The sequence below is a fragment of the Streptomyces sp. SudanB182_2057 genome (assembly GCF_964272715.1).
GTDB lineage: Bacteria > Actinomycetota > Actinomycetes > Streptomycetales > Streptomycetaceae > Streptomyces > Streptomyces rubradiris.
The window spans coordinates 8,004,308-8,027,554 of the sequence record NZ_OZ186798.1; the positions used below are offsets into that span (position 1 = coordinate 8,004,308).

21 protein-coding genes are annotated in these 23,247 nt (G+C 72.2%); 11 read left to right on the forward strand and 10 right to left on the reverse strand.

From position 1 onward, the window contains the following. Positions 1 to 11: 11 nt before the first annotated feature. Positions 12 to 590: a GNAT family N-acetyltransferase gene (locus ACSURM_RS35590; RefSeq protein ID WP_436960082.1), complete on the reverse strand. Its 579-nt coding sequence runs from the start codon at positions 588 to 590 to the stop codon at positions 12 to 14. A 105-nt stretch (positions 591 to 695) separates the two neighbouring features. Further along, on the reverse strand, positions 696 to 2,969 hold the full coding sequence (yicI, locus tag ACSURM_RS35595; protein ID WP_436960083.1) for an alpha-xylosidase: 2,274 nt from the start codon (positions 2,967 to 2,969) through the stop codon (positions 696 to 698). Positions 2,970 to 3,250: 281 nt separating this feature from the next. Between yicI and ACSURM_RS35600 the strand changes: the two genes are divergently transcribed. The 5 genes from ACSURM_RS35600 (at position 3,251) to ACSURM_RS35620 (ending at position 8,464) form a co-directional block, all read left to right on the forward strand. Next, positions 3,251 to 4,489, forward strand: a complete 1,239-nt coding sequence (locus tag ACSURM_RS35600; RefSeq protein ID WP_436960084.1) for an ABC transporter substrate-binding protein — start codon at positions 3,251 to 3,253, stop codon at positions 4,487 to 4,489. Between the two features lie 11 nt (positions 4,490 to 4,500). Then, positions 4,501 to 5,445, forward strand: a complete 945-nt coding sequence (locus tag ACSURM_RS35605; protein WP_436960085.1) for a carbohydrate ABC transporter permease — start codon at positions 4,501 to 4,503, stop codon at positions 5,443 to 5,445. A gap of 6 nt (positions 5,446 to 5,451) precedes the next feature. Continuing rightward, positions 5,452 to 6,285, forward strand: coding sequence for a carbohydrate ABC transporter permease (locus ACSURM_RS35610; protein ID WP_436960086.1), 834 nt, complete (start codon positions 5,452 to 5,454; stop codon positions 6,283 to 6,285). Between the two features lie 423 nt (positions 6,286 to 6,708). After that, complete coding sequence (locus tag ACSURM_RS35615) at positions 6,709 to 7,674, forward strand: dihydroxyacetone kinase subunit DhaK (protein ID WP_436960087.1); 966 nt, start codon at positions 6,709 to 6,711, stop codon at positions 7,672 to 7,674. Between the two features lie 136 nt (positions 7,675 to 7,810). Then, positions 7,811 to 8,464, forward strand: coding sequence for a DAK2 domain-containing protein (locus tag ACSURM_RS35620; RefSeq protein WP_436961253.1), 654 nt, complete (start codon positions 7,811 to 7,813; stop codon positions 8,462 to 8,464). Between the two features lie 64 nt (positions 8,465 to 8,528). Here ACSURM_RS35620 and ACSURM_RS35625 read toward each other — a convergent pair whose 3' ends face one another. Continuing rightward, on the reverse strand, positions 8,529 to 9,281 hold the full coding sequence (locus tag ACSURM_RS35625; protein ID WP_436960088.1) for an HAD family hydrolase: 753 nt from the start codon (positions 9,279 to 9,281) through the stop codon (positions 8,529 to 8,531). A gap of 240 nt (positions 9,282 to 9,521) precedes the next feature. Next, positions 9,522 to 10,493, reverse strand: a complete 972-nt coding sequence (locus tag ACSURM_RS35630) for a ScbA/BarX family gamma-butyrolactone biosynthesis protein (protein ID WP_436960089.1) — start codon at positions 10,491 to 10,493, stop codon at positions 9,522 to 9,524. A 121-nt stretch (positions 10,494 to 10,614) separates the two neighbouring features. Between ACSURM_RS35630 and ACSURM_RS35635 the strand changes: the two genes are divergently transcribed. Further along, positions 10,615 to 11,295 carry a ScbR family autoregulator-binding transcription factor gene (locus ACSURM_RS35635; protein ID WP_436960090.1) on the forward strand — a complete coding sequence of 227 codons (681 nt, stop codon included), beginning with the start codon at positions 10,615 to 10,617 and terminating at the stop codon, positions 11,293 to 11,295. A gap of 62 nt (positions 11,296 to 11,357) precedes the next feature. On the opposite strand, the gene ACSURM_RS35640 is transcribed toward ACSURM_RS35635, so the two are convergent. The 4 genes from ACSURM_RS35640 to ACSURM_RS35655 form a co-directional block, all read right to left on the reverse strand. Further along, positions 11,358 to 12,683 carry a hypothetical protein gene (locus ACSURM_RS35640; RefSeq protein WP_436960091.1) on the reverse strand — a complete coding sequence of 442 codons (1,326 nt, stop codon included), beginning with the start codon at positions 12,681 to 12,683 and terminating at the stop codon, positions 11,358 to 11,360. Positions 12,684 to 12,803: 120 nt separating this feature from the next. After that, the gene (locus tag ACSURM_RS35645; protein ID WP_436960092.1) at positions 12,804 to 14,039 is read right to left on the reverse strand and encodes a hypothetical protein; all 1,236 of its coding nucleotides are present in this window, start codon (positions 14,037 to 14,039) and stop codon (positions 12,804 to 12,806) included. Then, positions 14,036 to 15,319, reverse strand: coding sequence for an amidohydrolase (locus ACSURM_RS35650; protein ID WP_436960093.1), 1,284 nt, complete (start codon positions 15,317 to 15,319; stop codon positions 14,036 to 14,038). The genes ACSURM_RS35645 and ACSURM_RS35650 overlap by 4 nt, the downstream gene beginning before the upstream one ends. Next, positions 15,288 to 16,547: an MFS transporter gene (locus ACSURM_RS35655; RefSeq protein WP_436960094.1), complete on the reverse strand. Its 1,260-nt coding sequence runs from the start codon at positions 16,545 to 16,547 to the stop codon at positions 15,288 to 15,290. Before ACSURM_RS35655 ends, ACSURM_RS35650 begins: the two co-directional genes overlap by 32 nt. A gap of 175 nt (positions 16,548 to 16,722) precedes the next feature. Between ACSURM_RS35655 and ACSURM_RS35660 the strand changes: the two genes are divergently transcribed. Beyond that, on the forward strand, positions 16,723 to 17,805 hold the full coding sequence (locus ACSURM_RS35660; RefSeq protein WP_436960095.1) for an Lrp/AsnC family transcriptional regulator: 1,083 nt from the start codon (positions 16,723 to 16,725) through the stop codon (positions 17,803 to 17,805). Between the two features lie 144 nt (positions 17,806 to 17,949). Beyond that, positions 17,950 to 19,611, forward strand: a complete 1,662-nt coding sequence (locus tag ACSURM_RS35665) for a cellulase family glycosylhydrolase (protein ID WP_436960096.1) — start codon at positions 17,950 to 17,952, stop codon at positions 19,609 to 19,611. A 98-nt stretch (positions 19,612 to 19,709) separates the two neighbouring features. Here the strand turns inward: ACSURM_RS35665 and ACSURM_RS35670 are convergent, their stop codons facing one another. Next, the gene (locus tag ACSURM_RS35670) at positions 19,710 to 19,922 is read right to left on the reverse strand and encodes a hypothetical protein (protein ID WP_359041541.1); all 213 of its coding nucleotides are present in this window, start codon (positions 19,920 to 19,922) and stop codon (positions 19,710 to 19,712) included. Between the two features lie 248 nt (positions 19,923 to 20,170). Then, the gene (locus ACSURM_RS35675) at positions 20,171 to 21,502 is read right to left on the reverse strand and encodes an erythromycin esterase family protein (protein WP_436960097.1); all 1,332 of its coding nucleotides are present in this window, start codon (positions 21,500 to 21,502) and stop codon (positions 20,171 to 20,173) included. A gap of 221 nt (positions 21,503 to 21,723) precedes the next feature. Here ACSURM_RS35675 and ACSURM_RS35680 point away from each other — a divergent pair, with 221 nt between their 5' ends. The 3 genes from ACSURM_RS35680 to ACSURM_RS35690 all read left to right on the forward strand — a co-directional run bounded on the left by ACSURM_RS35680 (position 21,724) and on the right by ACSURM_RS35690 (position 23,164). Further along, complete coding sequence (locus tag ACSURM_RS35680) at positions 21,724 to 22,170, forward strand: SPW repeat protein (RefSeq protein ID WP_436960098.1); 447 nt, start codon at positions 21,724 to 21,726, stop codon at positions 22,168 to 22,170. Positions 22,171 to 22,376: 206 nt separating this feature from the next. Next, a complete protein-coding gene (locus tag ACSURM_RS35685; RefSeq protein ID WP_436961254.1) occupies positions 22,377 to 22,679 on the forward strand; it encodes a DUF2267 domain-containing protein in 303 nt (100 codons plus the stop codon). A 353-nt stretch (positions 22,680 to 23,032) separates the two neighbouring features. Further along, positions 23,033 to 23,164, forward strand: a complete 132-nt coding sequence (locus tag ACSURM_RS35690) for a keywimysin-related RiPP (protein WP_436960099.1) — start codon at positions 23,033 to 23,035, stop codon at positions 23,162 to 23,164. The last annotated feature ends 83 nt before the right edge of the window (positions 23,165 to 23,247 follow it).

Sequence of the window (23,247 nt, forward strand, 5' to 3'; positions counted from 1 at the left end):
GCGGCCGGGGGTCAGTTCCGCCACTCCCGGGCGAGCACCGCGTAGACGTACTCGCTGCCCCAGCGGTCCCCGTCCAGGTCGTTCTCCACCAAGTGGGCCTCGCGGCGCATCCCGAGACGCTCGCACACCCGCGCCGACGCCGTGTTGAGGGTGTCGAGCCGGGCGAAGACCCGGTGGGCGTTCAGCTGCCCGAAGGCCACCGAGAGCAGCGCGCCCGCCGCCTCGGTGGCGTAACCCCGCCCGGCGTGACGGGGATTGAAGACCCAGCCGATCTCGGCCTGCCGCGCGTGCGCGTCGGTGAGGGTGAGGACCACCTCGCCCACGACACCGGGCTCCTCCTTCCGGCACACGGCCAGCAGCAGCGTGTCGCCGTCCGACCGCCAGCCGGTGCCCCCGGCCCGGGCCGCGACGGACTCGGCACAGCCCTCGCGGGTGAGCGGCGGCCGGTACAGGTAGCGCGCCACCTCCGGCAGGCGCTGGTAGGCGTACCGGTCCTCGACGTCGGCGGGTGTGAACAGCCGCAGCACCAGCCGGTCGGTGACGACGGGTGCCGTGACGTGCTTCGTGGTGTCCTTCGAGACGGCGGTCATCGCGTTCCCCCCAGGTACTGCTGCCCGGCCTGCCTGCCGCGACAGACTAGCCGGGCACCGCGCGCCCTTTCCCGCGCTTTTCCGGGGGAGCCGGCGGCCGGCCGCTCAGTCCAGGGGCACGGCCACCTCGCCCGTGCCGGTCGCGCTCGCGCCGCCGCCCGCGACGCGGACGGTGAACGGCCGGTCGGTGCCGCGCGCGGTGACCCGCAACCCGGTGCCGTCGCGGCGGACGGTGAAGGCGGCGGCGGGGGTGCCCGACAGGTCGGGGACCGTGACCTCGGCGGTGAAGTCCGGCTCCGCCGTGGGGTGGACGAGCAGGGTGGGGGTGTCCAGCCAGTCGCCGTCGGGGCGGCTGTCGTCGGCGGCCAGCGGCAGGACGGCGCCCTCGCGGACGTACAGCGGCAGGCTGTCGTAGCCGTGCCGTTCGGTGCGCCAGGCCGGGCCGGTGACCCGCTCGCCGGACAGCAGGTGCGTCCAGGTGCCCGCGGGCAGGTAGACCTCCACCTCGCCGTCCTCCGTGAACACCGGGGCGACCAGCAGATCGGGGCCCAGCATGTACTGGCGGTCCAGCGGGCGGCACGCCGGGTCGTGCGGGAACTCCAGCAGCATCGGGCGCATCACCGGCACGCCGGTGCGGTGGGCCTCGGCCGCGGCACCGTACAGGTAGGGCATCAGGCGGTGCTTGAGCAGCGTGAACCGCCGGGCGACCGCCACGGCCTCCTCGCCGAAGTTCCACGGCACCCGGTAGGAGGTGGAGCCGTGCAGCCGGCTGTGCGAGGAGAGCAGCCCGAAGGCGAGCCAGCGCTTGAACACCGACGGGTCGGGGGTGCCCTCGAAGCCGCCGATGTCGTGGCTCCAGAAGCCGAACCCGCTCAGCGACAGGGACAGCCCGCCGCGCAGGGACTCCGCCATGGCCTCGAAGGACGCCCAGCAGTCGCCGCCCCAGTGCACCGGGTACTGCTGCCCGCCCGCGGTCGCCGAGCGGGCGAAGAGCACGGCCTCGCCCTCGCCCCGCTCCTTCAGCAGGAGTTCGAAGACGGTCCGGTTGTACAGGTGGGTGTAGTAGTTGTGCATCCGCTCCGCGTCGGAGCCGTCGTGCCAGACGACATCGGTGGGAACGCGCTCGCCGAAGTCGGTCTTGAAGCAGTCCACGCCCTGGTCGAGCAGCGCCTTCAGCTTGGCCTGGAACCAGGCGCGGGCGTCGGGGCTGGTGAAGTCGACCAGGCCCATGCCCGCCTGCCACAGGTCCCACTGCCAGACGTCCCCGTCCGGCCGGCGCACCAGATGGCCCAGGGCCGCCGCCTCCTCGAAGAGCGGGGACTTCTGCGCGATGTACGGGTTGATCCACGCGCTGACCCGCAGGCCCTTCTCCTTCAGCCGGGCCAGCATGCCCTCCGGGTCGGGGAAGACGGCCGGGTCCCACTGGAAGTCGCACCACTGGTACTCGCGCATCCAGAAGCAGTCGAAGTGGAAGACCGACAGCGGGATGCCGCGCTCGGCCATGCCGTCGACGAAGGACATCACGGTCGCCTCGTCGTAGTCGGTGGTGAACGACGTGGTCAGCCACAGGCCGAAGGACCAGGCGGGCGGCAGCGCCGGGCGGCCGGTCAGGGCGGTGTAGCGGGCGAGCACCTCCTTCGGGGTGGGACCGGCGATCACGTAGTACTCGACGCTCTGGTCCTCGACGCTGAACTGCACCTGGCCGACGGACTCCGAGCCGACCTCGAAGGAGACCTTGCCGGGGTGGTTGACGAACACGCCGTAGCCGCGCGAGGAGAGGTAGAACGGGATGTTCTTGTAGGCCTGTTCGCTGCTGGTGCCGCCGTCCGCCTGCCAGATGTCGACCACCTGGCCGTTCTTCACGAACGGCGTGAAGCGCTCGCCGAGGCCGTACACCTGCTCGCCCACACCGAGGGCGAGCTGGGCCAGGACATGGTGGGCGCCGTCGTCGGTGGTGGCGAAGGCGGTGCCCTTGGCGCCCGCCCGGGTCAGCTCCCGGCCGTCCGGGCCGAGGAACGCCAGGGTCCACGGGGCCGCCTCGTCCAGGCGGAGGGTCAGCGGTCCGCTGGTCAGCTCCGTGACCGTGCCGTCCCGGCGGACCGCGCCCGCGCCGTCCGGGTCCCCGCCCAGGGCGAAGTCCGGGCCGGGGCGGCGCTTGCCGGCGTGGTGGGTGACCCGCACACCGATGACGCCCTCGGCGGGGGAGAAGCAGTCGACCGTGAGCAGCGGCGCGTTGAGCGTGTCCCCTCTCCGCGCCACGTTCTGCACGGCCGCATAGGCGGTGAAGCGCTTCGATGACAGCCGTACGTCACGCGGCTGCACCGCGTAGGAGATCTGCACGCCGTCGCGGACGCGCCAGAAGCCGTTGGTGAACTTCATGTTCTTCCTCGGGGGAGCTGGAGTGGTTCGAGTAGGGCGCGAAGGCGCCGCCCGGCGGTCCGATCGTACACAGGACACCCCCCGGCCGGGCAGGTCCCTGCGTCGATAAATCCCTTCTGAGCAGGGCTGATTGTGGATTTCCAGCCGCTCGTCGGCGGCGGCGCGGAGGAACGGACGTGTGCCCGGGTCTGGCGCGACGGCCCGCGCATGGCGTATTAGTCATCACCATAAACAAAGGCGTCCGGCGTCGTTGCCGGACGGTACGACAGCAAGGGCCGCACATGTCGAAGCGCTTCAATAGACGCTCCCGCAAGGCCGTGACACCTCTCGCCGTCGTCTGCGCCCTGCTCGCCGGGGCGGCACTGACCGGCTGCGGCCGGGAGCGCGACGGCTCCGTCTACACCGTGCTGAACTCCTCGACCGACGAGACGTACCACCGCTGGGACGCCGAGGCGATGGCCCGGTGCGGCAGGCGGCTCGGCGTCACCGTCGAGCAGCAGAGCGTCCCGGCGGCCCAGGTGATGACCAAGGCACTGCGCATGGCCTCCTCCAAGTCGCTGCCGGACATCGTGCAGTTCGACGCCTCGGAGATGCCGGTGTTCGCCGAGGCCGGCGGGCTGACCGACCTCAGGACGCTCGGCCTGGACACCGACGGCGTGCCGCGCGGCATCGTCAACTTCGGCTCCTACCGGGGTACGTACTACGGAGCCGCCCGGTCGGTGAACACGCTCGCGCTCTTCTACAACAAGGACCTCCTCGGCCAGGCGGGCCTGAAAGTGCCCACCACCTGGGCGGAGTTGCGCGAGACCGCGCGGAAGCTGACCCGGGGCAAGCGCTACGGCCTCGCGCTCAGCGCGGGCGGCGCCGAGGACGGCGTCTTCCAGTTCACGCCGTTCATGTGGTCCAACGGCGGCGACGAGACCCGCCTCGACGGGCCGCGGGTCGTCGAGGCGCTGGACTACTGGAAGAGCCTGCTGAAGGACGGCTCGCTGTCGAAGTCGACGGTGGGCTGGACCCAGGCCGACGTCAACGACCAGTTCATGGCGGGCAACGCGGCGATGATGATCAACGGCCCTTGGCAGGTCGAGACCCTGAACACCAAGAAGTCCCTGCACTGGGGCATCGCGCGGATCCCCGTGCCGGAGCCCGGCGCGAAGTCCGTGGCCCCGCTGGGCGGTGCCGTGCTCACCGTCCCGGACACCGGCGACGAGCGGCGGGAGCGGATGGCGGGGAAGATCGTCGGCTGCCTGACGAGCGAGCGCGAGCAACTGACCTACGCGCGCAACAGCTGGATGGTCCCGGCGAACGGGAAGGCCGCCGCCGTCTGGCGCGGGCAGGTGCCCCAACTGGACGCGCTGGCCGACCAGGTGGCCGCGGCCCGGTCCCGCACGGCCCGGCTCGGCGCCGGCTGGCCGGCCGTGTCGCTCGCCCTGCAGAGCGCCTTCCAGGCCGCCCTGACCGGCCAGTCCAGTCAGGCCGCCCTCCAGCGTGCCCAGCAGCGGGCCACGAGCGGGAACTGAGGTACGCGCAGATGACCACGCCCACCGTCACCGCGCGCGGCGCGGCGCCCGCGGCCGGCGTACCGGCCGCCGCCCGGCCGCGGTACCGGCGACGCCTCGCCCAGTGGGGATTCGTCGCCCCCGCCGTGCTGTTCATGCTGCTGTTCTTCGGGTACCCGCTCGTCCGCAACGTCGTGATGAGCTTCCAGCACTACACGCCGAAGACGTTCTTCACCGGCGAGGCGCCCCTGAACGGGTTCGACAACTGGTCGGCCGTCTTCCAGGACGCCCTGTTCGGCAAGGCCCTGTGGCACACGCTCGTCTTCACCGCGGGCTCGTTGCTCGGCCAGTTCTGCGCGGGCCTCGCCCTCGCCGTCTTCTTCACCCGCAGGTTCCCGCTGAACGGCGTCCTGCGGTCGCTGATCCTGCTGCCCTGGCTGGTGCCCATGGTGGTCTCCGGCATCGTGTGGCGGCGCATCCTGGACCAGGACACGGGCGTACTGAACTCCTTCCTGGACGCCGTCGGACTCGACGGCCACACTCCATGGCTGACCAGTCCCCACATGGCCCTGCTCTCGGTCATCCTGGTCAACATATGGATCGGGATCCCGTTCAACATGGTCATCCTGTACGGCGGTCTCCAGGAGGTTCCCCGCGAGCTGTACGAGGCCGCCGCCCTGGACGGCGCGTCCGCCTGGCGGACCTTCCGGTCCGTCACCCTGCCGACGCTCCGTCCCGTCATCACGGTCGTCCTCGTCCTGGGCTTCATGTCGACGGTCAAGATCCTCGACCTGATCCTCGCCCTCACCGACGGCGGCCCCGCCGACGCCACCCAGACCCTGGGCACGCTCACCTACCAGAACTCCTTCGTACGGCTGGACTTCGGGGCCGGCGCCGTCGTCGGCAACGTACTGATCCTGATCTCCGCGGTCTTCGCGGTGCTCTACCTGCGGGCCAACCGCACCGAGGGGAAGTGACCGGCGATGGCCGCCGACAACGTGAAACCGCGTGCGGGGCGCCGCCGTTGGGGCTCCACCGCGGCCGGGCTGCTCGTCCTGGCCGTGATGCTGTTCCCGCTGTACTGGATGCTCGACACCGCGCTCCAGCCCGAGGCCGGGCTGCTGGAGGTCGATCCGGTGCCGCACCGCCTGGACCTGTCCGGCTTCTCCAAGGCGCTCGACGACCAGGGCGGGCATCTGCTCACCTCGCTGCTGGTCTCGCTCGGCGCGGTCGTCATCTGCCTGGCGATCGCGGCCCCGGCCGCCTACGGGCTGGCCCGGTTCCGGCTGCGCGGCACACGCACCGTCGTGTTCGGCACCCTGATCACCCAGATGGTGCCCGGCATCGTCATCGCCAACGCCCTGTACACCTCGTACGTCGATCTGGGCCTGGTCAACTCCTACTTCGGCCTGATGCTCGCGGACGCCTCGCTGGGCATCCCCTTCTCCATCGTGCTGATGCGGTCGTTCATGCAGTCCATACCCGGCGAGGTGATCGAGGCCGCGGAGATGGACGGCGCGGGACGGCTGCGCACCTTCCTGCGGGTGGTGCTGCCGATGAGCCGCAACTCCCTGATCACCTCGGGCCTGTTCGCCTTCCTGTTCTCGTGGAGCGACTTCATGTTCGCGCTCACCCTGAACACCACCGACGACGTCAAGCCGGTCACGCTGGGCATCTACCAGTACATCGGCGCGCACGTGGGCGACTGGGGCTCGGTGATGGCGGCGTCCGTGCTGTCCGCGGTGCCCGCCGCGATCCTGCTCGTCCTCGCGCAGAAGTACATCGCCGCCGGCATCACCGGCGGCTCCGTCAAGTGACCTCGGGGCAGGGCGAAGGTGCCGGCACCCTAGCACCGGCGCGGCACCCGGGCCCGCCACGGACACTTCCTCCTGTACCGGCGCAGCCCACCGGGCGACCGGCCGATGACATCAAGCATGCACCGAGCGCCTCGGATGCGCCCGGCGGCCGGTGCCCGCCGGGCTCGACTTGCCGTCGCGGCCGGGGAGCCGCAGCATGGCCGGAAAGACGGATCCGAGGGCGACAGCCGCGAGGCGGACCGCCGTAAGGCAGGTGAGACCCGGAGACACACGAGGCAGCATCTCGGGTTGCGTCCGCGGATGACGTGCCTCCGATCGACCCACCGTGGTTTCCGGCCTCCGGCTTCCCGTTCCGGGGCGCCGCGAGGCCGAGGACGTCTGGGAGGCCGGCCAGTGGTGTACTTCACGAATTCGCTCGACCGAATGGTCCCCGACGCACTGGCCGGGTTCGCCCGAGTCCATGCCGACCTCGTCGTCCACGACGAGGCGGCCGGTTTCTTCCACGCCCGGCACCCGGCCCCCGGCCGCCGCGTGGCGATCGTGTCGGGCGGCGGCTGCGGGCACGAACCGCTGCACCTCGGTTTCCTCGGCGCGGGCATGCTGGACGCCGTGTGCCCCGGCCAGTTGATGGCCTCCCCGCACAACCGGCAGGTGTTCGACGCCTCCCGTGCCGTGTCGCGCGGCGCGGGCGTGCTGCACCTGGTGAAGAACTACACGGGGGACCGCATCAACTTCGGCATCGCGGCCGAGCGGCTCGCCCATGAGGGCATCGACTGCGCCCGCGTGCTGATCGACGACGACCTGGCGTCGGACTCGCCCGAGTCGGCCACGGGCCGCCGGGGCACCGGGGCCGCCGTACTGGTGGAGAAGGTCCTCGGCGCCGCCGCGGACACCGGCCTCGGGCTGCGCGAACTCGTCGACCTCGGCACCGATGTGGTGAGCCGCTGCCGTAGCCTCGCGGTCGCCTCGGCCGCGCATCGCACTCCGGCCACGGGGCGTTCCGCGTTCGACCTCGCCGAGGGGGACCTCGAGTGGGGGGTCGGCATCCACGGCGAGCGGGCCCGCCGTACGGAGTCCCGGCCGGCCCTGGACGAGCTGGTCACCCGGATGACGGAGGAACTGCTCGCCGCGCTGGACCCGGCCGCCGGTGACTCGGTCATCGCCCTGGTCAACGGGCTCGGCGGGGTGACGCGCCTGGAGTTGTACGGCGTGGCGCGGCAACTCGCGGCACGCCTGGACCGGTGGGGACTGGTCCTCGAACGCGTCCTCGTGGGCGACTTCGTGACCGCGCTGGACATGCGCGGCTTCTCGCTCACGCTGATGCGGGCGGACCCGGAGACGGTCAAGTGGTTCGACGCGCCCGCGCACACGCCCTCATGGCCCCGGTGACCAAGGGCGGGCAGGAGGTGGCACCATGCTGGAGCACTACTCGGCGCAGGACGACGCGGCATCCCCGGACAGCGCCGTCGCGAGCACGACGTGGACGGACATCCCCGTCGCCCAAGCGGCCTTCACCGAAGGCTGGATGCGGAGGTTCGCCGCCTCCGTCCGGGCCACCGAGACCGAGCTCACCGCGCTCGACCAACGGGTGGGCGACGGCGACTTCGGGACGAATCTCCGCTCGGGACTGGACGCGTCCGTGCGCGCCCTGGACCAGGCGGGGCCGGTGCCACCGGCTGCCGCCGGGCGGGCCGGCGGACCGCTGCGGACGGTGGCGACCGTCTTCCTGGACGGGGTCGGCGGCACCAGCGGCCCGCTGTTCGGGCTGCTGCTGACGGAACTGGCGCTGGCGGCGGTCGGCCCGGTACTGGACGTGACCGCGCTGCGCGCCGGACTCACCGGTGGGCTCGCCGCCGTACAGCGGGTCGGCGAGGCGCGGCCGGGGGACAAGACACTCGTGGATGCCCTGTATCCGGCGTGCGAGGCGCTGCGCGTGTGTCCGGAGCAGGTCGGCAGCCGGGTGGCCCTCGCCCATGCGTCGCGCGCCGCATGGGAGGGGGTGCGCCTGACGGCACGCCTGCGGGCGCGCCGTGGCCGGGCCAGTTACGTCGGCGAGCGGGGCAGGGGAGTGCCGGACCCCGGTGCGGTGGGCGTCGGCCTGCTGCTCTCCTCGGCCGGCGGCGTGGTCACCGCGCTGCCGCCGTCCGTGACGGATCCGGCGCCGCGGCGGCCGGACTGAGCGGGCGGCGACCCGCCTTCCGGGGACGGACCCGGGCCACCGTCGACCCGCCGTGGGACGGCGGTCACGGAGCCGTGGCCTGTTGAAGCCCGGAACCGGTCGGCGACGGGGCCCCGGCGGGCTTCGGCGGCGAGGTCCTGAGCGGCGTCCGCTCGGTGGCCCAGCGGATGATCCGCGGGTCGTCCAGCGTCTCGACCCACAGGCCGGTCAGGGCGGCGGTCTCCTCGCCGGGCCAGGGACCGGCGCCGAGCACCGTCAGACCGGCCCGGACCGCGGCGAGGATCCCGCAGTGCGTGTCCTCGACCGCCAGCGTGTCGGCCGGATCGGCGCCGCAGCGCTGGGCGGCCGTCAGATAGACGTCCGGGTCGGGCTTGGGCCGGATCGTGCCCTCGGGCACCACCACGGCGCGGAAGTGACGGAGCAGCCCGGCCTCTTCCAGACCGGGTTCGACCACGTCACGGGGGCAGTTGCTGGCGACGGCCAACGGGGCGAAGGCGGCCGCCGCCCGCACCAGGTCGCGGGCGCCCGGCATGATCACCGGATGGTCGCAGACCAGGGCGCGGAAGTGCCCGAGCAGCCGGTCGGCGAGGTCCCGCCCCAGTTCGGGACGGCCTCCCTCGTCGGCCATGAGCTGCCCGCACTCGGTGTAGTGCAGGCCCTTGGCCCGTTCCGCGAAGCCCGCGGCGGGGGTGAGGCCCACGTCGTCGAGAACCCGCCGGCGAGCGGTCTCCCAGTGTCGTTCGGTGTCCAGCAGCGTGCCGTCGCAGTCGAAGACGACGGCCGCCGGTGTCCAGGAAAGGATGCGATGAAGCGTCATCTGTGTGCTTTCCGTTCGGATGGGCCGCGAGAGCGCAGACCGGGGTGTGACGTCCTCTCACCGCGAGGGTGCGAGCGGCGCCGACGGGCCACCCGTGTGCGCGGGGCGGCGCAGGGTTCCGGGCGGGGCCGGAAGTCGTACGGTCGGCCGTTGACGCCCGTACGGACTAGTCCCACCAGGGAACATAACGATCGTTACGCTAGAATTGGTCACGCATGGCAGTCAAGCGGTGACGTCAAGTTACGCTCGCAAGGGTGATTGGTAGTGCAGAACGCCGAAAGCCGGGCATTCTCCGTCCTGTTCGAACCGGAAGGCACAGGTGCGGTGGTGCGGCACGCACACGATCCGCGCGGGCGGAGTGAACTCGGTGAAGCGCAGCGCCGTCAGCCGGACGCCGGTGGGCCGGGACAGGGCTCCGTCGCTCGCCAGCGCGGCGGCCTGGCGCGCCGCCTCCAGCAGCACCATCCCGGGCACGTGGTCGGTGGCGTGGTCGAAGAAGAAGGGATGCCAGGGGTCGGCCGCGTCCACCAGCATCTCCGGAGGGTCCCCCCGGCCCCGGCGGCGCTGTCCTTCACCTTCGGGACCGGCGCGGCCGATGACCACGTCCCGGGCGTGGGACACCCCGAGCCGGGCCGGATCGGGCCGGAGCAGCCCGGCCGACGCCGGGGGCTGGCAGGTGCCCGTCAGCGGCCCGCGCAGGGCGGCGTACCGTTCGGGGGAGAGGAACCGGGCCCCGCCGCCGGCCCTGGCGAACACCGCGCCGTCGGCCAGGAACTCCGTGTGCAGTCGCAAACCGGCGGTGGTCCCGTCGGAACCGGCGCGCAGCCCGGTGACCCGCACCCGGCAGGTGACCTGGGTGGCGCCGTGGGTGGCGTGTGGCTGCGCTCCTGGGTCCGTGGTGAAGAAGACGTCGGTGATGAGCATGCGGGTGTCCATCGGGACGCCGAGGTAGCGCAAAGGGATGAAAATACCCAGCTGCCGTAATGTCTCCACCACCATCAGCGGATGATGCGCGGCATGGCCGTCGACCGGAAAGGTGGGATGCGACCGCGACCAGCAGGCGGCCGCCAGAAACCGCGTCGCGTCGACGCGTTGTACGTCGGTGAGCAGGACCTCCGCCACGGACGCCCGGTGGACCAGTTCCCGGGGGACCGTGCGCGACCAGCTCAGGTCCCGCGGCTCTGCGGCGGTGCCACGGATTCGAGCGTCCATTCCCCCAGCAGACCGCAGTTCGGCGCGTTCCGCACACCGACTCGACAGTCCGGGCGGGCTCGGGTACTACATTGCCTAGCGGCAGGTGAGGTACGGGAACCTCGGAAAAAGGTTGCGACGCGTGCGAGCGAATCTGACACGGCGGGCTCTGCTGGAAACCGCGGCACAATTGTTCGATGAACGGGGTTATGCCGGGACCAGCATCAGCGATATCAGCGCGCTTTCCGGGCGCACCAGCGGCGCCATCTATTTCCATTACGCCAGCAAGGAGAAACTGGCCCTCGCCGTGGTCGAGGAGCACTTCGCGTCCTGGCCGCGCATGATCGAACGCCACCGCTCCACCGGCCGCCCGGCCCTGGAGAAACTGGTGGCGCTGAGCTTCACCGTCGCCCGCGCCTTCCGGGACGACGTCGTCGTACGGGCCGGGTCACGCCTGTGGATGGAACGCAAGGCGATCGCCGCTCCGCTGCCCACGCCCTTCGTCGACTGGATCGGGGTCGTCACCGAACTCCTCGCCGAGGCACGCGCCGACGGCGAACTCGCCGACGGCGTCGATCCGGTGACCGCCGCGCACAGCGTGGTCTGCGCGTTCTTCGGCCTCCACACCGTCTCCGACGCGCTGGACGGCCGCGAGCACATCGAGCAGCACCTGCACGACCTCTGGCGGCTGCTCCTCACCGCCCTCCAGGCCCACCCGGACCCAGCGGCCCTGCTCGACCGCGTCCACGCCGCCCGGTCCTCCCCTTCCCCGGCGGAGCGACCGCGGGCCGACGAGGCCGTGCTCACCCGCGCCGAGGCGTAGCCGGCCACGGGTGCGGAGACCCGAGAGCGGGGCAGGCCACCGGCCCGCCCCGCTCGTCGCCGTCAGGCGGACGGGTTGACGGTCACCGTCGCGGAGTTGTTCCCGCTGTCCGGGTCGAAGGCGAACGACGTGCCGTAGTCGGGCCGGGCGACGACACGGCCCGTCGCGTCGGGGACGACCCGGTCGACGCGCAGCCGGAACGGGAAGCCGACGTCCAGGCCGGGCTTGGCCCATATCGGCAGGGTGCAGGCGTAGTGGGACGCCCCGGCGGCGTCGCAGGTGTCCGGCACGGACGTGGCGGTGGTGCCCTCCGGGAGGTAGAAGTCGATCACGGCGACCGGGTCACCGGAACTGACGTTGCCGACCCAGGCCGGGCCCTGGTTGGTGAAGCGGAAGGCGGCGGTGACGGTGTCCCCGGCCCGGCCGCTCACCTGGGTGCCGTGCACCGCGAAGTCGGCGGTGTTGCGGGCGCTGATGCTCCACGCCTGGTAGTTGTCCGAGACGTCGAGGTCGGTGGCGCCGCCGCCCGGCTGCACCTCGTAGTCGAACCGCTCGTACAGCGCGTGGCCGGTCACGGCGAGCCGCAGCGGCTCCGGCAGCTCCACCGTGGCGCCGGGCGCGATGTCGGTGTCGAAGGAGCACGTCACGTGCGTCATGGGCGAGTACTCGTTGTCATCGGCGTCCGGCCCGTCGTAGGCGCACTGCGGGTAACGGGTGACGAGATCGAGGCCGTACGTCGCCCACAACTGCACGCTGAAGCCGTGGGCCGTCTGGTCACCGGTGTTGGTGACGGAGAGCGGCGCCGTGAGGGTGGTCCCGGGCGCCACGTCCCGCACGCTCCGCGCGGCGTCGACACCCAGGTCCGGACCCGAGCCGACGGTGACGAGGGTCTCCGTGCCCGGGGCCACGAGCTTGCCGTCGGGGCCGCCGGTGGCCTCCGCCGAGTACTTGATGGCGCCCTGCACCGAGCCGACGCCGGTGCCGGCGGCGGCCCGCACCTTCAGCTCGACCTGCGGGGTGTAACCGGTGGGCACGTCCCCGGTGTCGCACACGGCGACCGTACCGGCGCCGTCCGGCGCGCAGTTGCCGGGCCAGACCACGTCGACGGCCCCGGCCAGCCCCGAGACGTCGACGGTCAACCGGCCGTCGGTCACGGTGAAGTTGGAGTTGTCGTGGTACAGGCCGAGCGCCAGCGACCGGTACTCCCCGGCGGCGCCGTCCGCACCCACCGTGACCGGCTGCTCGTACGGCGCCTGGATCCACAGCTGGTCGGTCTGCGCCTCGTCGGCGAAGGCGACCCCGCTGCCGAGACCGGCGGCCAGCAACGCCCCCACAGCTCCGGCACACGCGCCACGACGCAGCACACGGCCGACGGAGACAGAACTCATCGCATCCCCCACATCGGAAAGAAGTGAAACCCGGTGCGGTGATCACCGGGCTCCCCTTGGACGGCCGGACCGGCCGAAAGGTTGTAACCGACCTGCGAAGTCCCGGCGTTCCGCCGCACGTCAGGACCCCGGGCAGGCCTCCGGCCCCGACTCGGCGAGCAGACTCAGGCCGCAATAGGCCGCCTTGGGGTAGTACGCGCCCATCACCTCGGCGGTGCGGGCCGCGTCGCTCCCCGCCGGAACCCGCTGGATCGCCTCGGCGAAGCCGGGCGCGGCCACCATGTTCCGCAGGATCAGCAGGTGCCGGGCGGTCGGTGTGGCCGAGGACAGCGGCAGGAAGGTGACCCCGGGCACGCGCTCGACGGCCGCCCGCTGTTCCTCCGTACCGACGGCGTACGTGTAGGTGCCGGCCGGGGAGAGACGGGTGTCGAAGTCCGCGCGGCAGCCGGGGTCCACCCCGCCGCCGGGCAGCGGGTTGGCGACCACCTCGCCCGGCCCCCACCACAGGTTGTCGCACATCGACCAGTACCGGACCTGGGCGTTCCCGGCGGGCCAGGGCCGGGCGCGGTCCCCGGCGGTCGCGGTGGGCGCCTTGCCGCGGACGACGAGGACCTGTCCGGCGGGCGGCGCGTCGAAGCCGGCGCTCAGATACGCGTTGTCCGGGTTGGGGTAGAGACCGGCACCGCCCGACCGGGAGAAGGCCGGCCGGGGCGGGGTGCCCTCCCCGGCCGGTGACGGGGTCCCGGAGGGCGCTCCGACGGCGGCAGCGCCGGGGGACAGGGCGTCCGCGCACGTCCCCACCCGGACGCGGTGCCCGTCCTGGACGAAGGTGACCTTCGGCAGGCGGAACTTCCCGTGCGGCAGGTAGATCCGGTGGACGACGGTCCCCTCGGCGCCTTCCGGGGTGCCGGCGGGGGCGAGCGGCAGGGCGTTGGGCCGGCCCGCCGGCGCCTCCGTGACCGTGACGGTGAACTTGCCGCCGGGCCGGGCGGGTCGGCGGTACGGGTTGCCGCTGCCCCGGTCCGGGACGAGCTGATGGTCGGTCAGCGCGGACGGGGTTCCGTCCGGGCCCGTGAAGCTGCTGCGGTGGGCGTCGTAGGTGGCGATGGAGGCGTAGCGGGCGTCCGGGAAGCGGCCGTCGAGCCGGATGGTCAGGCCCTTGCGCACGGTGTAACGCAGCAGCCAGTACCGGGCATTGGTGTCCGGATAGGCGACGTTGGACGTCTGGTAGCCCAGTGGTTCCCAGGCGCAGTCGGGCACTGCGGGCACGGGGGAGCCGGTCCGCGCGGCGGCCGCGGGGGCGGCCCCCGCCAGGACGAGCGCGGCGGCGAGGAGAACGGGCTTCCAGGACTTCACGCGGCTGTCCTTCCGTTTTGGGGGTCCAGCCAGGACGCGGCGGCGGCCAGGAGGTGGCGTACCCCGGCGGCGACGGCGTGCCGGTCGGAGGGCGCGTAGTACGGGGAGTGGTTCGTGGCCGTGCCCGGCGGGAGCGTGCCGCGTTCCAGCGCGGCCACGGCCGCCTCGTCGAAGTCCCCGGGGTCAGCGCCGCCGAAGTGGAAGAACACCGACGGGCACCCGGCCGCCGCCGCGAACCGGCCGAAGTCCTCGCTGGCCGAGAGCGGAGCGGGCAGGGTGTGCCCCAGGGCACCCGCGTCGCCCACGGCCGCCAGGACGCGCTCGGTGGCGGCCGGGTCGTTGACCGTCAGGGGGAAGGAGTCGTACGTCGTGATGTCCGGCGTACGGGTGGCGCCCTGCGCGTCGGCCTCCGCGTCGACGACGCGCCGGATGTCGGCCAGGACCCGCTCGCGGGTCTGCTCGTCGAACGTCCGCAGGCTGCACAGCAGTTCGGCGGTGTGCGGGATGACGTTCGCCACGGTGCCGGAGTGCAGGGCCCCGACCGTGAGGAGCGGTGACGGGGACAGCGGTGCCAGACGGGCGGACAGGGTCTGGAGTCGCAGCACCACGGCCGCCGCCATCACGATCGGATCGACGGCGAGATGGGGGGCGGAGGCGTGCGCGCCCGCGCCGTACAGGGTGACCCGGAGGCTGTCGGCCGCCGCCATGAGGGGGCCGGGCCTGGTCGTCACCACACCGGCGGGCAGCGGGCCCACGTGCTGGCCCAGCACCACATCGGGCCGGGGGAAGCGGTCGAGGACACCGTCGTCCAGCATGGCCCGCGCGCCGTGGCCCACCTCCTCGGCGGGCTGGAAGACGGCCACCGCGGTCCCGCTCCAGGCGCCGGGGTGCGCGGCGAGCTGCCGGCACACCCCCAGCAGGGCGGCGACGTGCACGTCATGACCGCAGGCGTGCATCAGCCCCGGCTCGACGGAGGCGTACGGGAGCCCGGTCTCCTCCCGCACGGGCAGGGCGTCCATGTCCGCCCGCAGCCAGACCACCGGACCCGCGCCGTTGCGCAGGACGGACACCACACCGGTCCGGCCCACCCGCTCGGTGGTCTCCCATCCGCCCACGTCCGCCAGTTCCCGGACGACGGCGGCGGCGGTACGTCGCTCCTCGAAGGCGAGTTCGGGATGGGCGTGCAGATCGCGGTAGACCTCCTCCCAGTGCGGGAGGTGGGCCGCGAGGCCGCGGCTCAGGCCGGTCTCAGGCGGAGTGGGCGGCAGCGGAGCTATCACTGTCGTCCTCCTTCGGGGTGTCGGTGACGACGGCGCGCAGACGCGCCAGGAAACGGGGGGAGGTCTGGGGCACCCAGAGCACGGCGGCGACGGCGAGCACGGGACCCACGAGCAACGACCAGAACGCGGTGCGATAGGAGAAGGCGTCGACGATGTGACCGAACAGGGTCGGCACGACGATGCCCGCCAACTGGCCGCCGAACAGGATGATTCCCGAGGCCGTACCCGTCAGGCCCGGCGGAAGGCTGCGCAGGGGCACCGAGAAGCACGGCATGTAGCACAGGCCGACGGCCCCGCTGACGAGCGTGCCGACCACCACGAACTGGGCCAGCGTGGTGGTGAGCGGCAGCAGGACGAGCAGTCCGCCCGCCACGCACATGGCCGGGACGACGATCCGCCGGGGGCGCCCCTCGAACCTGTCGCTCAGCCGGCCCCCGATGACGGCGGCGACCGCCGCGAGCAGGGTCGGCGCCAGGGACACCAGCCCCGCGTCGGCCACCGCCAGACCGCGCTCCTCCATCAGGAAGGAAGCGCTCCAGCTGTTGAGCCCCCACACGACGACGTCGTAGGCGAGGAACATCACCGCGAAGCCCCAGACGACCGGCGACCGCAGCAGGGCGGTCGCGGCTCCCTTCGGCCGGCTCAGCGGCGGACCGGTCTGTTCGGCGGGCAGCGGTCCGGGCAGCCCGCGCCGGAGGGCGACCACCACCAGCAGGCCCAGCACGGACACGGCCGCGAACATCACCCGCCAGTCCCAGTGGGCCAGCAGCAGCCCGCCCAGTACGGCGGCCAGCAACCCGCCGACCGCGTTGGAACTCTGGATCCAGCCGTTGGCGGTCAGCCGCTGCTCGGGCAGACTTCGCCGGCTGAGGGTGTCGATGGCGGCGGCGGGGAACAGACCCTGGGCCACGCCGAAGAGACAGCGGAACACCACGAGCGCGGTGAACGACCAGGCGACGGCGGTCAGTCCGGTGAACACCGACCACAGGACGAGGGCCGCGCACACCACCCGCGCACCGCCGAAGCGCGCGGCGACCAGGCCGGCGGGAAGCTGCGTCAGCGCGTAGGTGACGAAGAACGAGGAGAGGACCACGCCCCGCTCCGCGTGGCTGAGACCGAAGGCGTCGCCGATCGACGGCAGCGCCAGATTGATCACCTGCCGGTCGATGTAATCGACGGCCCAGGCGGTGAACAGCAGGACCGCGGTGGTCCGGGTGGTTCTGAGCAAAGGGGTCCTCCCGCCGTGCGAGGCGACGCTTGGCGGACACCCTGCACCGTCCGCCGCTTCACACCGCGCAATCGCAGGATTCCGGCAGCCGAGGGGACTTGCCGCCGGAATCCGGCAACCCGGTTATGGGCCGGGGCCCTTCAGCCGGGCCGTCCGCGCTGACAGGATGAGACGCGTGCCGCCCACCGACCCCGCCCTCCCGGACGCCCCCGACGAGACCGACCTGGCCCTCGTCGAGGCCCTGCAACTGCGGCCGCGCGCCACCTGGGCGCAGATCGCCTCCGTCATCGGCATCGACGCCACCACCGCCGCACGCCGCTGGCGGCGGCTCACCGCCGACGGCCTGGCCTGGATGACGGCCTACCCGGCCCAGCACGCCTCGGTCGTCGGCTACGTCGACCTCGCCTGCGCGCCCGGCGCGGTCGACGCGCTGACCACCGAACTGTGCCACTGGGGACCGGTGTTCAGCGTGGAACGCACCACGGGCGACCACGCCTTGTTCCTGGGCGTGGCGGCGTACGACCTGCCGTCCCTGGACGACTTCGTCACCGGGCGGCTGGGACGCCTGGACGGGGTGCGGTCGGTACGGCTGAGCATCTGTACCCGGGTGTACCGCGAGGGCAGCGGATGGCTGGTGCACACGCTCAACGAACGCCAGCGCACCCATCTCACCGGCGGCGACGGCCGTACCCGCGCACGGCCCGGCGGCGGACCGCACGAGGGCGACCGCAGGCTCCTGCGCGCGCTCGGCGCCGACGCTCGCCGGGGCCACGCCGAGCTGGCGCGGGAGTGCGGACTGAGCGAGACGACCGTACGCCGGCGGCTGGCGCGCATGATCGCGGGCGGTGAGGTCTACTTCCGGTGCGACCTCACCCAGCAACTGGCCGGCTGGCCGGTCATCGCCGCGTTCCGCATCGCCGCCCCGGGGCCCGGCACCGAGGCCGTGGCACACGCGCTGGCGGGGCTGCCGGAGACCCGGCTGTGCGCGTCGGTCACCGGGCCGGACAACCTGCTGCTGTCCGTGTGGCTGCGCTCGCCCGCCGACTGCCTGACCCTGGAGGAACGCATCCTGCACCGCCATCCCGGGCTGCGGATCGGCGAGCGGACCATCACCTTGCACACCGCCAAACGCATGGGCAGGCTGCTGGACCGGTGGGGCCGTGCCCAGGCCCACGTCCAGCTCACCGCGGCACCGGAAACGGGGGCCTCGGAGGACGGCCGAGGCGGCTGGGCGGCAGGAGGCCGTCGACCGCGTTGATCGCTGGGCTCGACGCCCGGAACACCATTGAGAAAGCCCTTTCCCATCCTGGCCAGTCTCTTGACGTGCCCCTGTCGCAACTGGCTGTATGGGAGCGCTCCCACATGTTGTCGGCCGACTTGTTCACCCACTCATGGAGTCGCAGTGAGACCAACGACAAGTACGACACCGAGGAACCCGGTCGCCGTATGGCTGGCCGCCGTGGTCACCGTGCTCGGCCTGCTCGCCCTCTCCCCGGTCCCCGCCCACGCCGTTTCCCGCCCGGCCGCCGCCGCGACGGGGCTGCACATCGGCAACGGCCGCCTCCTCGAAGGCAACGGCAACGATTTCGTGATGCGCGGCGTCAACCACGCGCACACCTGGTACCCGGGCGAGACCCGGTCACTGGCCGACGTCAAGGCGCTCGGGGCCAACACCGTGCGCGTCGTCCTCTCCGACGGCCACCGCTGGTCCCGCAACACCCCGCAGGACGTCGCGTCCGTCGTCCAGGACTGCAAGGCCAACCGCCTGATCTGCGTCCTGGAGGTGCACGACACCACCGGCTACGGCGAGGACTCGGCCGCCGGCACGCTCGACCACGCCGCCGACTACTGGATCAGCCTCAAGGACGTCCTGGCCGGCCAAGAGGACTACGTCATCGTCAACATCGGCAACGAGCCGTGGGGCAACACGAACCCGGCCGGGTGGACCGAGCCCACCATCGCCGCGGTCAAGAAGCTCCGCGCGGCGGGCTTCCAGCACACGATCATGGTGGACGCGCCCAACTGGGGCCAGGACTGGCAGGGCGTCATGCGCGCCAACGCCCGCGCGGTGTACGACGCCGACACCACCGGCAACCTCCTGTTCTCGATCCACATGTACAGCGTCTTCGACACCGCGCAGGAGATCACCGACTATCTCAACGCCTTCGTCACCGCGAAACTCCCCCTCGTCATCGGTGAGTTCGGCGGACCGGCCGACCAGTACGGCGACCCGGACGAGGACACCATGATGGCCGTCGCCGAGCAGCTCGACCTCGGCTACCTGGCCTGGTCCTGGAGCGGCAACACCGACCCGGTCCTCGACCTCGCGATCGACTTCGACCCGGCCCGGCTCAGCTCCTGGGGTCAGCGCATCTTCCACGGCGCCAACGGCATCGCCGCGACCTCGCGCGAGGCCACGGTCTTCGGCGGCACCGCCCCCGACACCGAGGCCCCGACCGCACCGGGCACCCCGACGGCCTCCGGCGTCTCGCCCACCTCCGCCACCCTGACCTGGCCCGCGGCCCGTGACAACGTTGGCATCACCGGCTACAACGTGGTCCGCCTCAACGGCACCACGGAGACCACGGCCGCCTCCACCACGGCCACCACGGTCACCGTCTCCTCCCTGACCGCCGACACGACGTACACCTTCGCGGTCTACGCCAAGGACGCCGCCGGCAACCGCTCGCCCCGGTCCGCGACGGTCACCGTCAGGACGGAGAAGGGCACCGGCACCCCCGGCGCCGGCTGCTCCGTGCGCTACCGCGTCACCGGTGAATGGCCCGGCGGCTTCCAGGGCGAGATCACCATCGGCAACACCGGCACCGCCGCCATCAGCGGCTGGACTCTGGGCTTCAGCTTCCCCGACGGCCAGACCATCGGCACGATGTGGGGCGGCACCCCGACCCAGAACGGCGCCTCGGTGACGGTCGCCGCCGCTCCGTACACGTCGACGGTCCCCGCGGGCGGCTCGGTCACGGTCGGTTTCACCGGCGGCAAGTCGACCGCCAACACCTCGCCTGCCGCGTTCACCCTCAACGGCACCGCCTGCACGACCACCTGACGGACCTGCCTCGGCCTCCGTGGAAGTCCCACGGGGGCCGACGCGTCGTGCCGGACGGCCCTTCGTCACTCCTGCAGCCGGTCGGCGGCCGGCCGCGGTCACCCGGCGCAGCCGACATCCAGTACCTCGACGACGTCGTCGTGGACGGTGTACACCAGCCAGCACCATTCGCCGAAGGCCGCGGCAAGATCAGGGACCTGGGCCCGCCGGTCCTCGGAGACGGCCGTGATGAGCATGATGATCTCCGCGTGCATGTCGTCAGGGACGTCGAACAGCACGTTGGCGGCCCGTTGAATGAGTTCGATTTTCATGGCGTCCACCCGTGGACGGCAGGATTTCCCGTGGTGTGCGGATGTATACCCGCGCGGGGTCGGGCACGGAAGTGGGAACAGGGCCCGTGCCCATGGTAATTCCGCCGGCCCCGGCCGGAGCCGCTGAGACCCCGCACGCGGCCCGCACGCGGTCAGGTCGTCCGCCTCCTCCGGCGCGATCCGCGTGGAAACGGCCGGTACGAGACCCGGCGCGAGACATCCGGCGCCGCTGCACGGCCCCGTCGGCGTCAGACCCCGGCGGGCCAGGTGTCCGCCTCGGGGGTCGCCGCGGCCGTCGGGCGCAGCGGGGTGAGGGCCCGGGTGTGGTCGAGATAGCAGAAGGCGTCGTAGCGCTCGGCCAGGACGGTGGGCACGTAGTTGCCCATGCGTTCGTAGCGCGGCTGGTAGACCACCCCGATGGCCCGGTGGCCGCGCTCCTCGTGGAACCACGCGCGCCGGCCGGTGGCGGGCGGCCGCTGGAACTGCACAGGGGGGAAGACGAAGAGGGCCCGCTCGCCGGGCAGCGCCGTGTGCAGCAGGTCCTCCAGGCTGCCGGTGTGCGCGGGCGGCACCTCCATGACCCGGGGCGCGTCACCCCAGGCGTCCGCGGCGATCACCGTGCCGGTGTACGAACCGAAGCCGACCAGCGCCACGCCCGCGCCCATGTGCCGTTCGCGGACCAGCTGACCGACGTTGATCTCGCCGATGTCGGCCATGTCCGTGGCGCGGGCGTCCCCGACATGGGTGTTGTGTTCCCACACCACCGCCTTGGCATCGGGGCCGTAGTGCTCCATCAGCCGGTCCAGCGTGTCGGCCATGTGCCGGTCGCGGATGTTCCAGGAGTCCGGGCCGCTGTCCAGCATGGCCCGGTAATAGCGCTCCGCACCGGCCAGCACCTCGGCGTTCTGCCGGGCGGCGAACTCCGTGAGCGAACCGTCCGGGGAGGCCGTCCGCGCGGCCCGGTGCCGTGTCTCCGTGAGCAGGGAGATCACCTCCCGCTCACATCCCTGGGGGACGTACCGTGTGGCCAGCGCATACGCGTGCGGGTCCTCGGCGTACGGTTCGAAGCACCGGTACGCGTCCAGGGCGGGCCGCACCCGTTCGGGGTCGTGCTCGCGGAGGTGGGCGAGGACGGCGTGCAGCGACTCCCAGAGGCTGTAGACGTCCAGCCCGAAGAAGCCGACGCGCCGCTCGGGGGGCAGCCCCTCGTTGTGCCGGCGCAGCCACCGGGTGAAGGCCGCGACCTCGGTGTTGCCCCACATCCACGCCGGCCAGCGGTCGAAGCCCGCCAGCACCTCGCCGGGGTCCTCGGGCGCGCCCGGGGCCGCGACCACCGAGCAGTGCACGGCGTGGCAGTCGGGCCAGTCGCCTTCCACCGCGACGAAGGAGAACCCCTTCTCCTCGATCAGCCGGCGGGTCAGCTCGTCACGGAGCCGGTAGTAGTCGGCGGTGCCGTGGGACGCCTCGCCCAGCAGGACGTAGCGGGCGTCGCCGATGCGGTCCAGCAGGGGGTCCAGGGAGTCCGGACCGGTCAGCGGCAGGGCCGCCTCCCGAATGCGGTCCTGTTCGGTGTCGGGCACGGCTCGCCTCCCTTCCGCGGGGTGCACCACCGGGTCCCCGCCGCCTTACGCCCCGAAACCCGAGGTCACCGTGGTGCCCACGGTTTCCGGGTTGCTGGTGCGCACAGAGAGGTGTGACGTGAATCACAGTGTGGGGCTCGTGGGTGTTGCTTCACTCACCCAAGTAGGGGAATTCGGATAAAAAGCACATAAGCCTCAATGCTGGAGAGGAGACGACGCCCATGTCGTATCCGCAATACTCCACCGGCATGACCGGACACCCCGAGATGGCGGAGATGCGGGAGCGGCTCGAACGCACCGCCTCCACCGGCAGGGCGATCGCCCTGGAGGGGTTGATCCTCCTGACCGGTCTGTACGTCGCGATCTCGCCGTGGGCCGTCCACTTCGCGGGCCTGCGGAACATCACCGCCAACAACCTGATCGTCGGCATCACCATCGGCCTGATCGGTCTCGGCCTGGCCCTCGTGCCGGAGCGGATGTTCCGTCTGGCCTGGGCGCTGGTACCCCTGGGTGTCTGGCTCCTGATCGCGCCCTGGGTGGTCACCGCCACGCACGGCGCACGGGCCGGTGTCATCTGGAACAACGTCCTGACCGGCATCATCACCATGGCGCTCGGACTGGCGGCCATGGGCCTCACCATCGGCGTCGCCCGCCCCGACAAGCACTGAGCCGAGGAGCGTGCCGCACCCGCCGGGTCCGGCACGCTCCCCGCCGCTCCATGCCCGGGCGAACGAAGTGAAGGTAAGACGATGCCCACCACCCGCTCATCCGACTTCGAGCACGCCATCCACAGTGCGAACATCTGGCTCAAGGCGGTCGCGCAAGCCCTGGGAACGGACGACCGCCATCTCGCTCACCGGGTCCTGCGCACCGGCTGCACACCCTCCGGGACCGGCTCACCGTCGAGGCGTCGGCCCACCTCGCCGCACAACTCCCCGAACTGCTGCGCGGCGCCTACTACGACGGCTGGACCCCGAGCTCCGTGCCCATCAAGTACGACACCGACGGCTACGTGAACCGCTTCGTCCAGGAAGCCAGGGTCGACGCCGAAGACGTGCCGAGGATGGCGGCGGCCGTCACCACCGTCGTACGCGACCACGTCTCGCCCGGCACGCTGGAGTCGGCACTGGACCAGCTCCCGAACGACATCTGCGCCCTGCTGTTGCAGCCGGCCTGAACCGGGCGGGCCCGCCACCTCGTGAAGGGTTGAGAAGCGGAGCGGGGGCCCTGCGGAACGGTCCGCAGGGCCCCTGTGGCATGCGCGGAAACCCTCCCGCGCGCGGTGGTGCGGGGCGGCCGGTGATGTGCGCGGGCACGCGCATGGCGCGACGTAGGCACTTTCCGTGGTGAGTGGTGCGGTTTTGTCAGGGTTGTGCTGCCCGTTCATTCGTGCGGTGTGTTTATGCGGTTCAGCCGGTTATCCCACGCCGGTTCGGTCATCACCGTTGCGGGACCGGACCCCGCATGCCGGCGGACGGGCCGCCGGTCCACACCCCTTCGGCTCGAAGGACACGGAAGGAGGTGACAGACATGGAGGACCACGAGGAGGTCTACGAGGCGCCGATGCTGAGCGAGGCCGGCGACTTCGCCGAGGTCACCCTCGGGTGGCCGTGGGGCAACCGCTACGACGGAGGGCTGCCGCCGTACTGGCGCTACCCCTGAGGCCAGTGAGCCAGGTGCTGTGAACCCGGTGGGCGCGCGCGACCGTGCGCGCCCACCGGGCGTGGGGGCGCTGGACCTGTCCG

Bases quoted from the DNA above. Each gene is read 5' to 3' on its own strand.
- ACSURM_RS35590 (WP_436960082.1), bottom strand. From the start codon at position 590: ATGACCGCCGTCTCGAAGGACACCACGAAGCACGTCACGGCACCCGTC.
- yicI (WP_436960083.1), bottom strand. From the start codon at position 2,969: ATGAAGTTCACCAACGGCTTCTGGCGCGTCCGCGACGGCGTGCAGATC.
- ACSURM_RS35600 (WP_436960084.1), top strand. From the start codon at position 3,251: ATGTCGAAGCGCTTCAATAGACGCTCCCGCAAGGCCGTGACACCTCTC.
- ACSURM_RS35605 (WP_436960085.1), top strand. From the start codon at position 4,501: ATGACCACGCCCACCGTCACCGCGCGCGGCGCGGCGCCCGCGGCCGGC.
- ACSURM_RS35610 (WP_436960086.1), top strand. From the start codon at position 5,452: ATGGCCGCCGACAACGTGAAACCGCGTGCGGGGCGCCGCCGTTGGGGC.
- ACSURM_RS35615 (WP_436960087.1), top strand. From the start codon at position 6,709: ATGGTCCCCGACGCACTGGCCGGGTTCGCCCGAGTCCATGCCGACCTC.
- ACSURM_RS35620 (WP_436961253.1), top strand. From the start codon at position 7,811: ATGCGGAGGTTCGCCGCCTCCGTCCGGGCCACCGAGACCGAGCTCACC.
- ACSURM_RS35625 (WP_436960088.1), bottom strand. From the start codon at position 9,281: ATGACGCTTCATCGCATCCTTTCCTGGACACCGGCGGCCGTCGTCTTC.
- ACSURM_RS35630 (WP_436960089.1), bottom strand. From the start codon at position 10,493: ATGGACGCTCGAATCCGTGGCACCGCCGCAGAGCCGCGGGACCTGAGC.
- ACSURM_RS35640 (WP_436960091.1), bottom strand. From the start codon at position 12,683: ATGAGTTCTGTCTCCGTCGGCCGTGTGCTGCGTCGTGGCGCGTGTGCC.
- ACSURM_RS35670 (WP_359041541.1), bottom strand. From the start codon at position 19,922: ATGAAAATCGAACTCATTCAACGGGCCGCCAACGTGCTGTTCGACGTC.
- ACSURM_RS35680 (WP_436960098.1), top strand. From the start codon at position 21,724: ATGTCGTATCCGCAATACTCCACCGGCATGACCGGACACCCCGAGATG.
- ACSURM_RS35690 (WP_436960099.1), top strand. From the start codon at position 23,033: ATGGAGGACCACGAGGAGGTCTACGAGGCGCCGATGCTGAGCGAGGCC.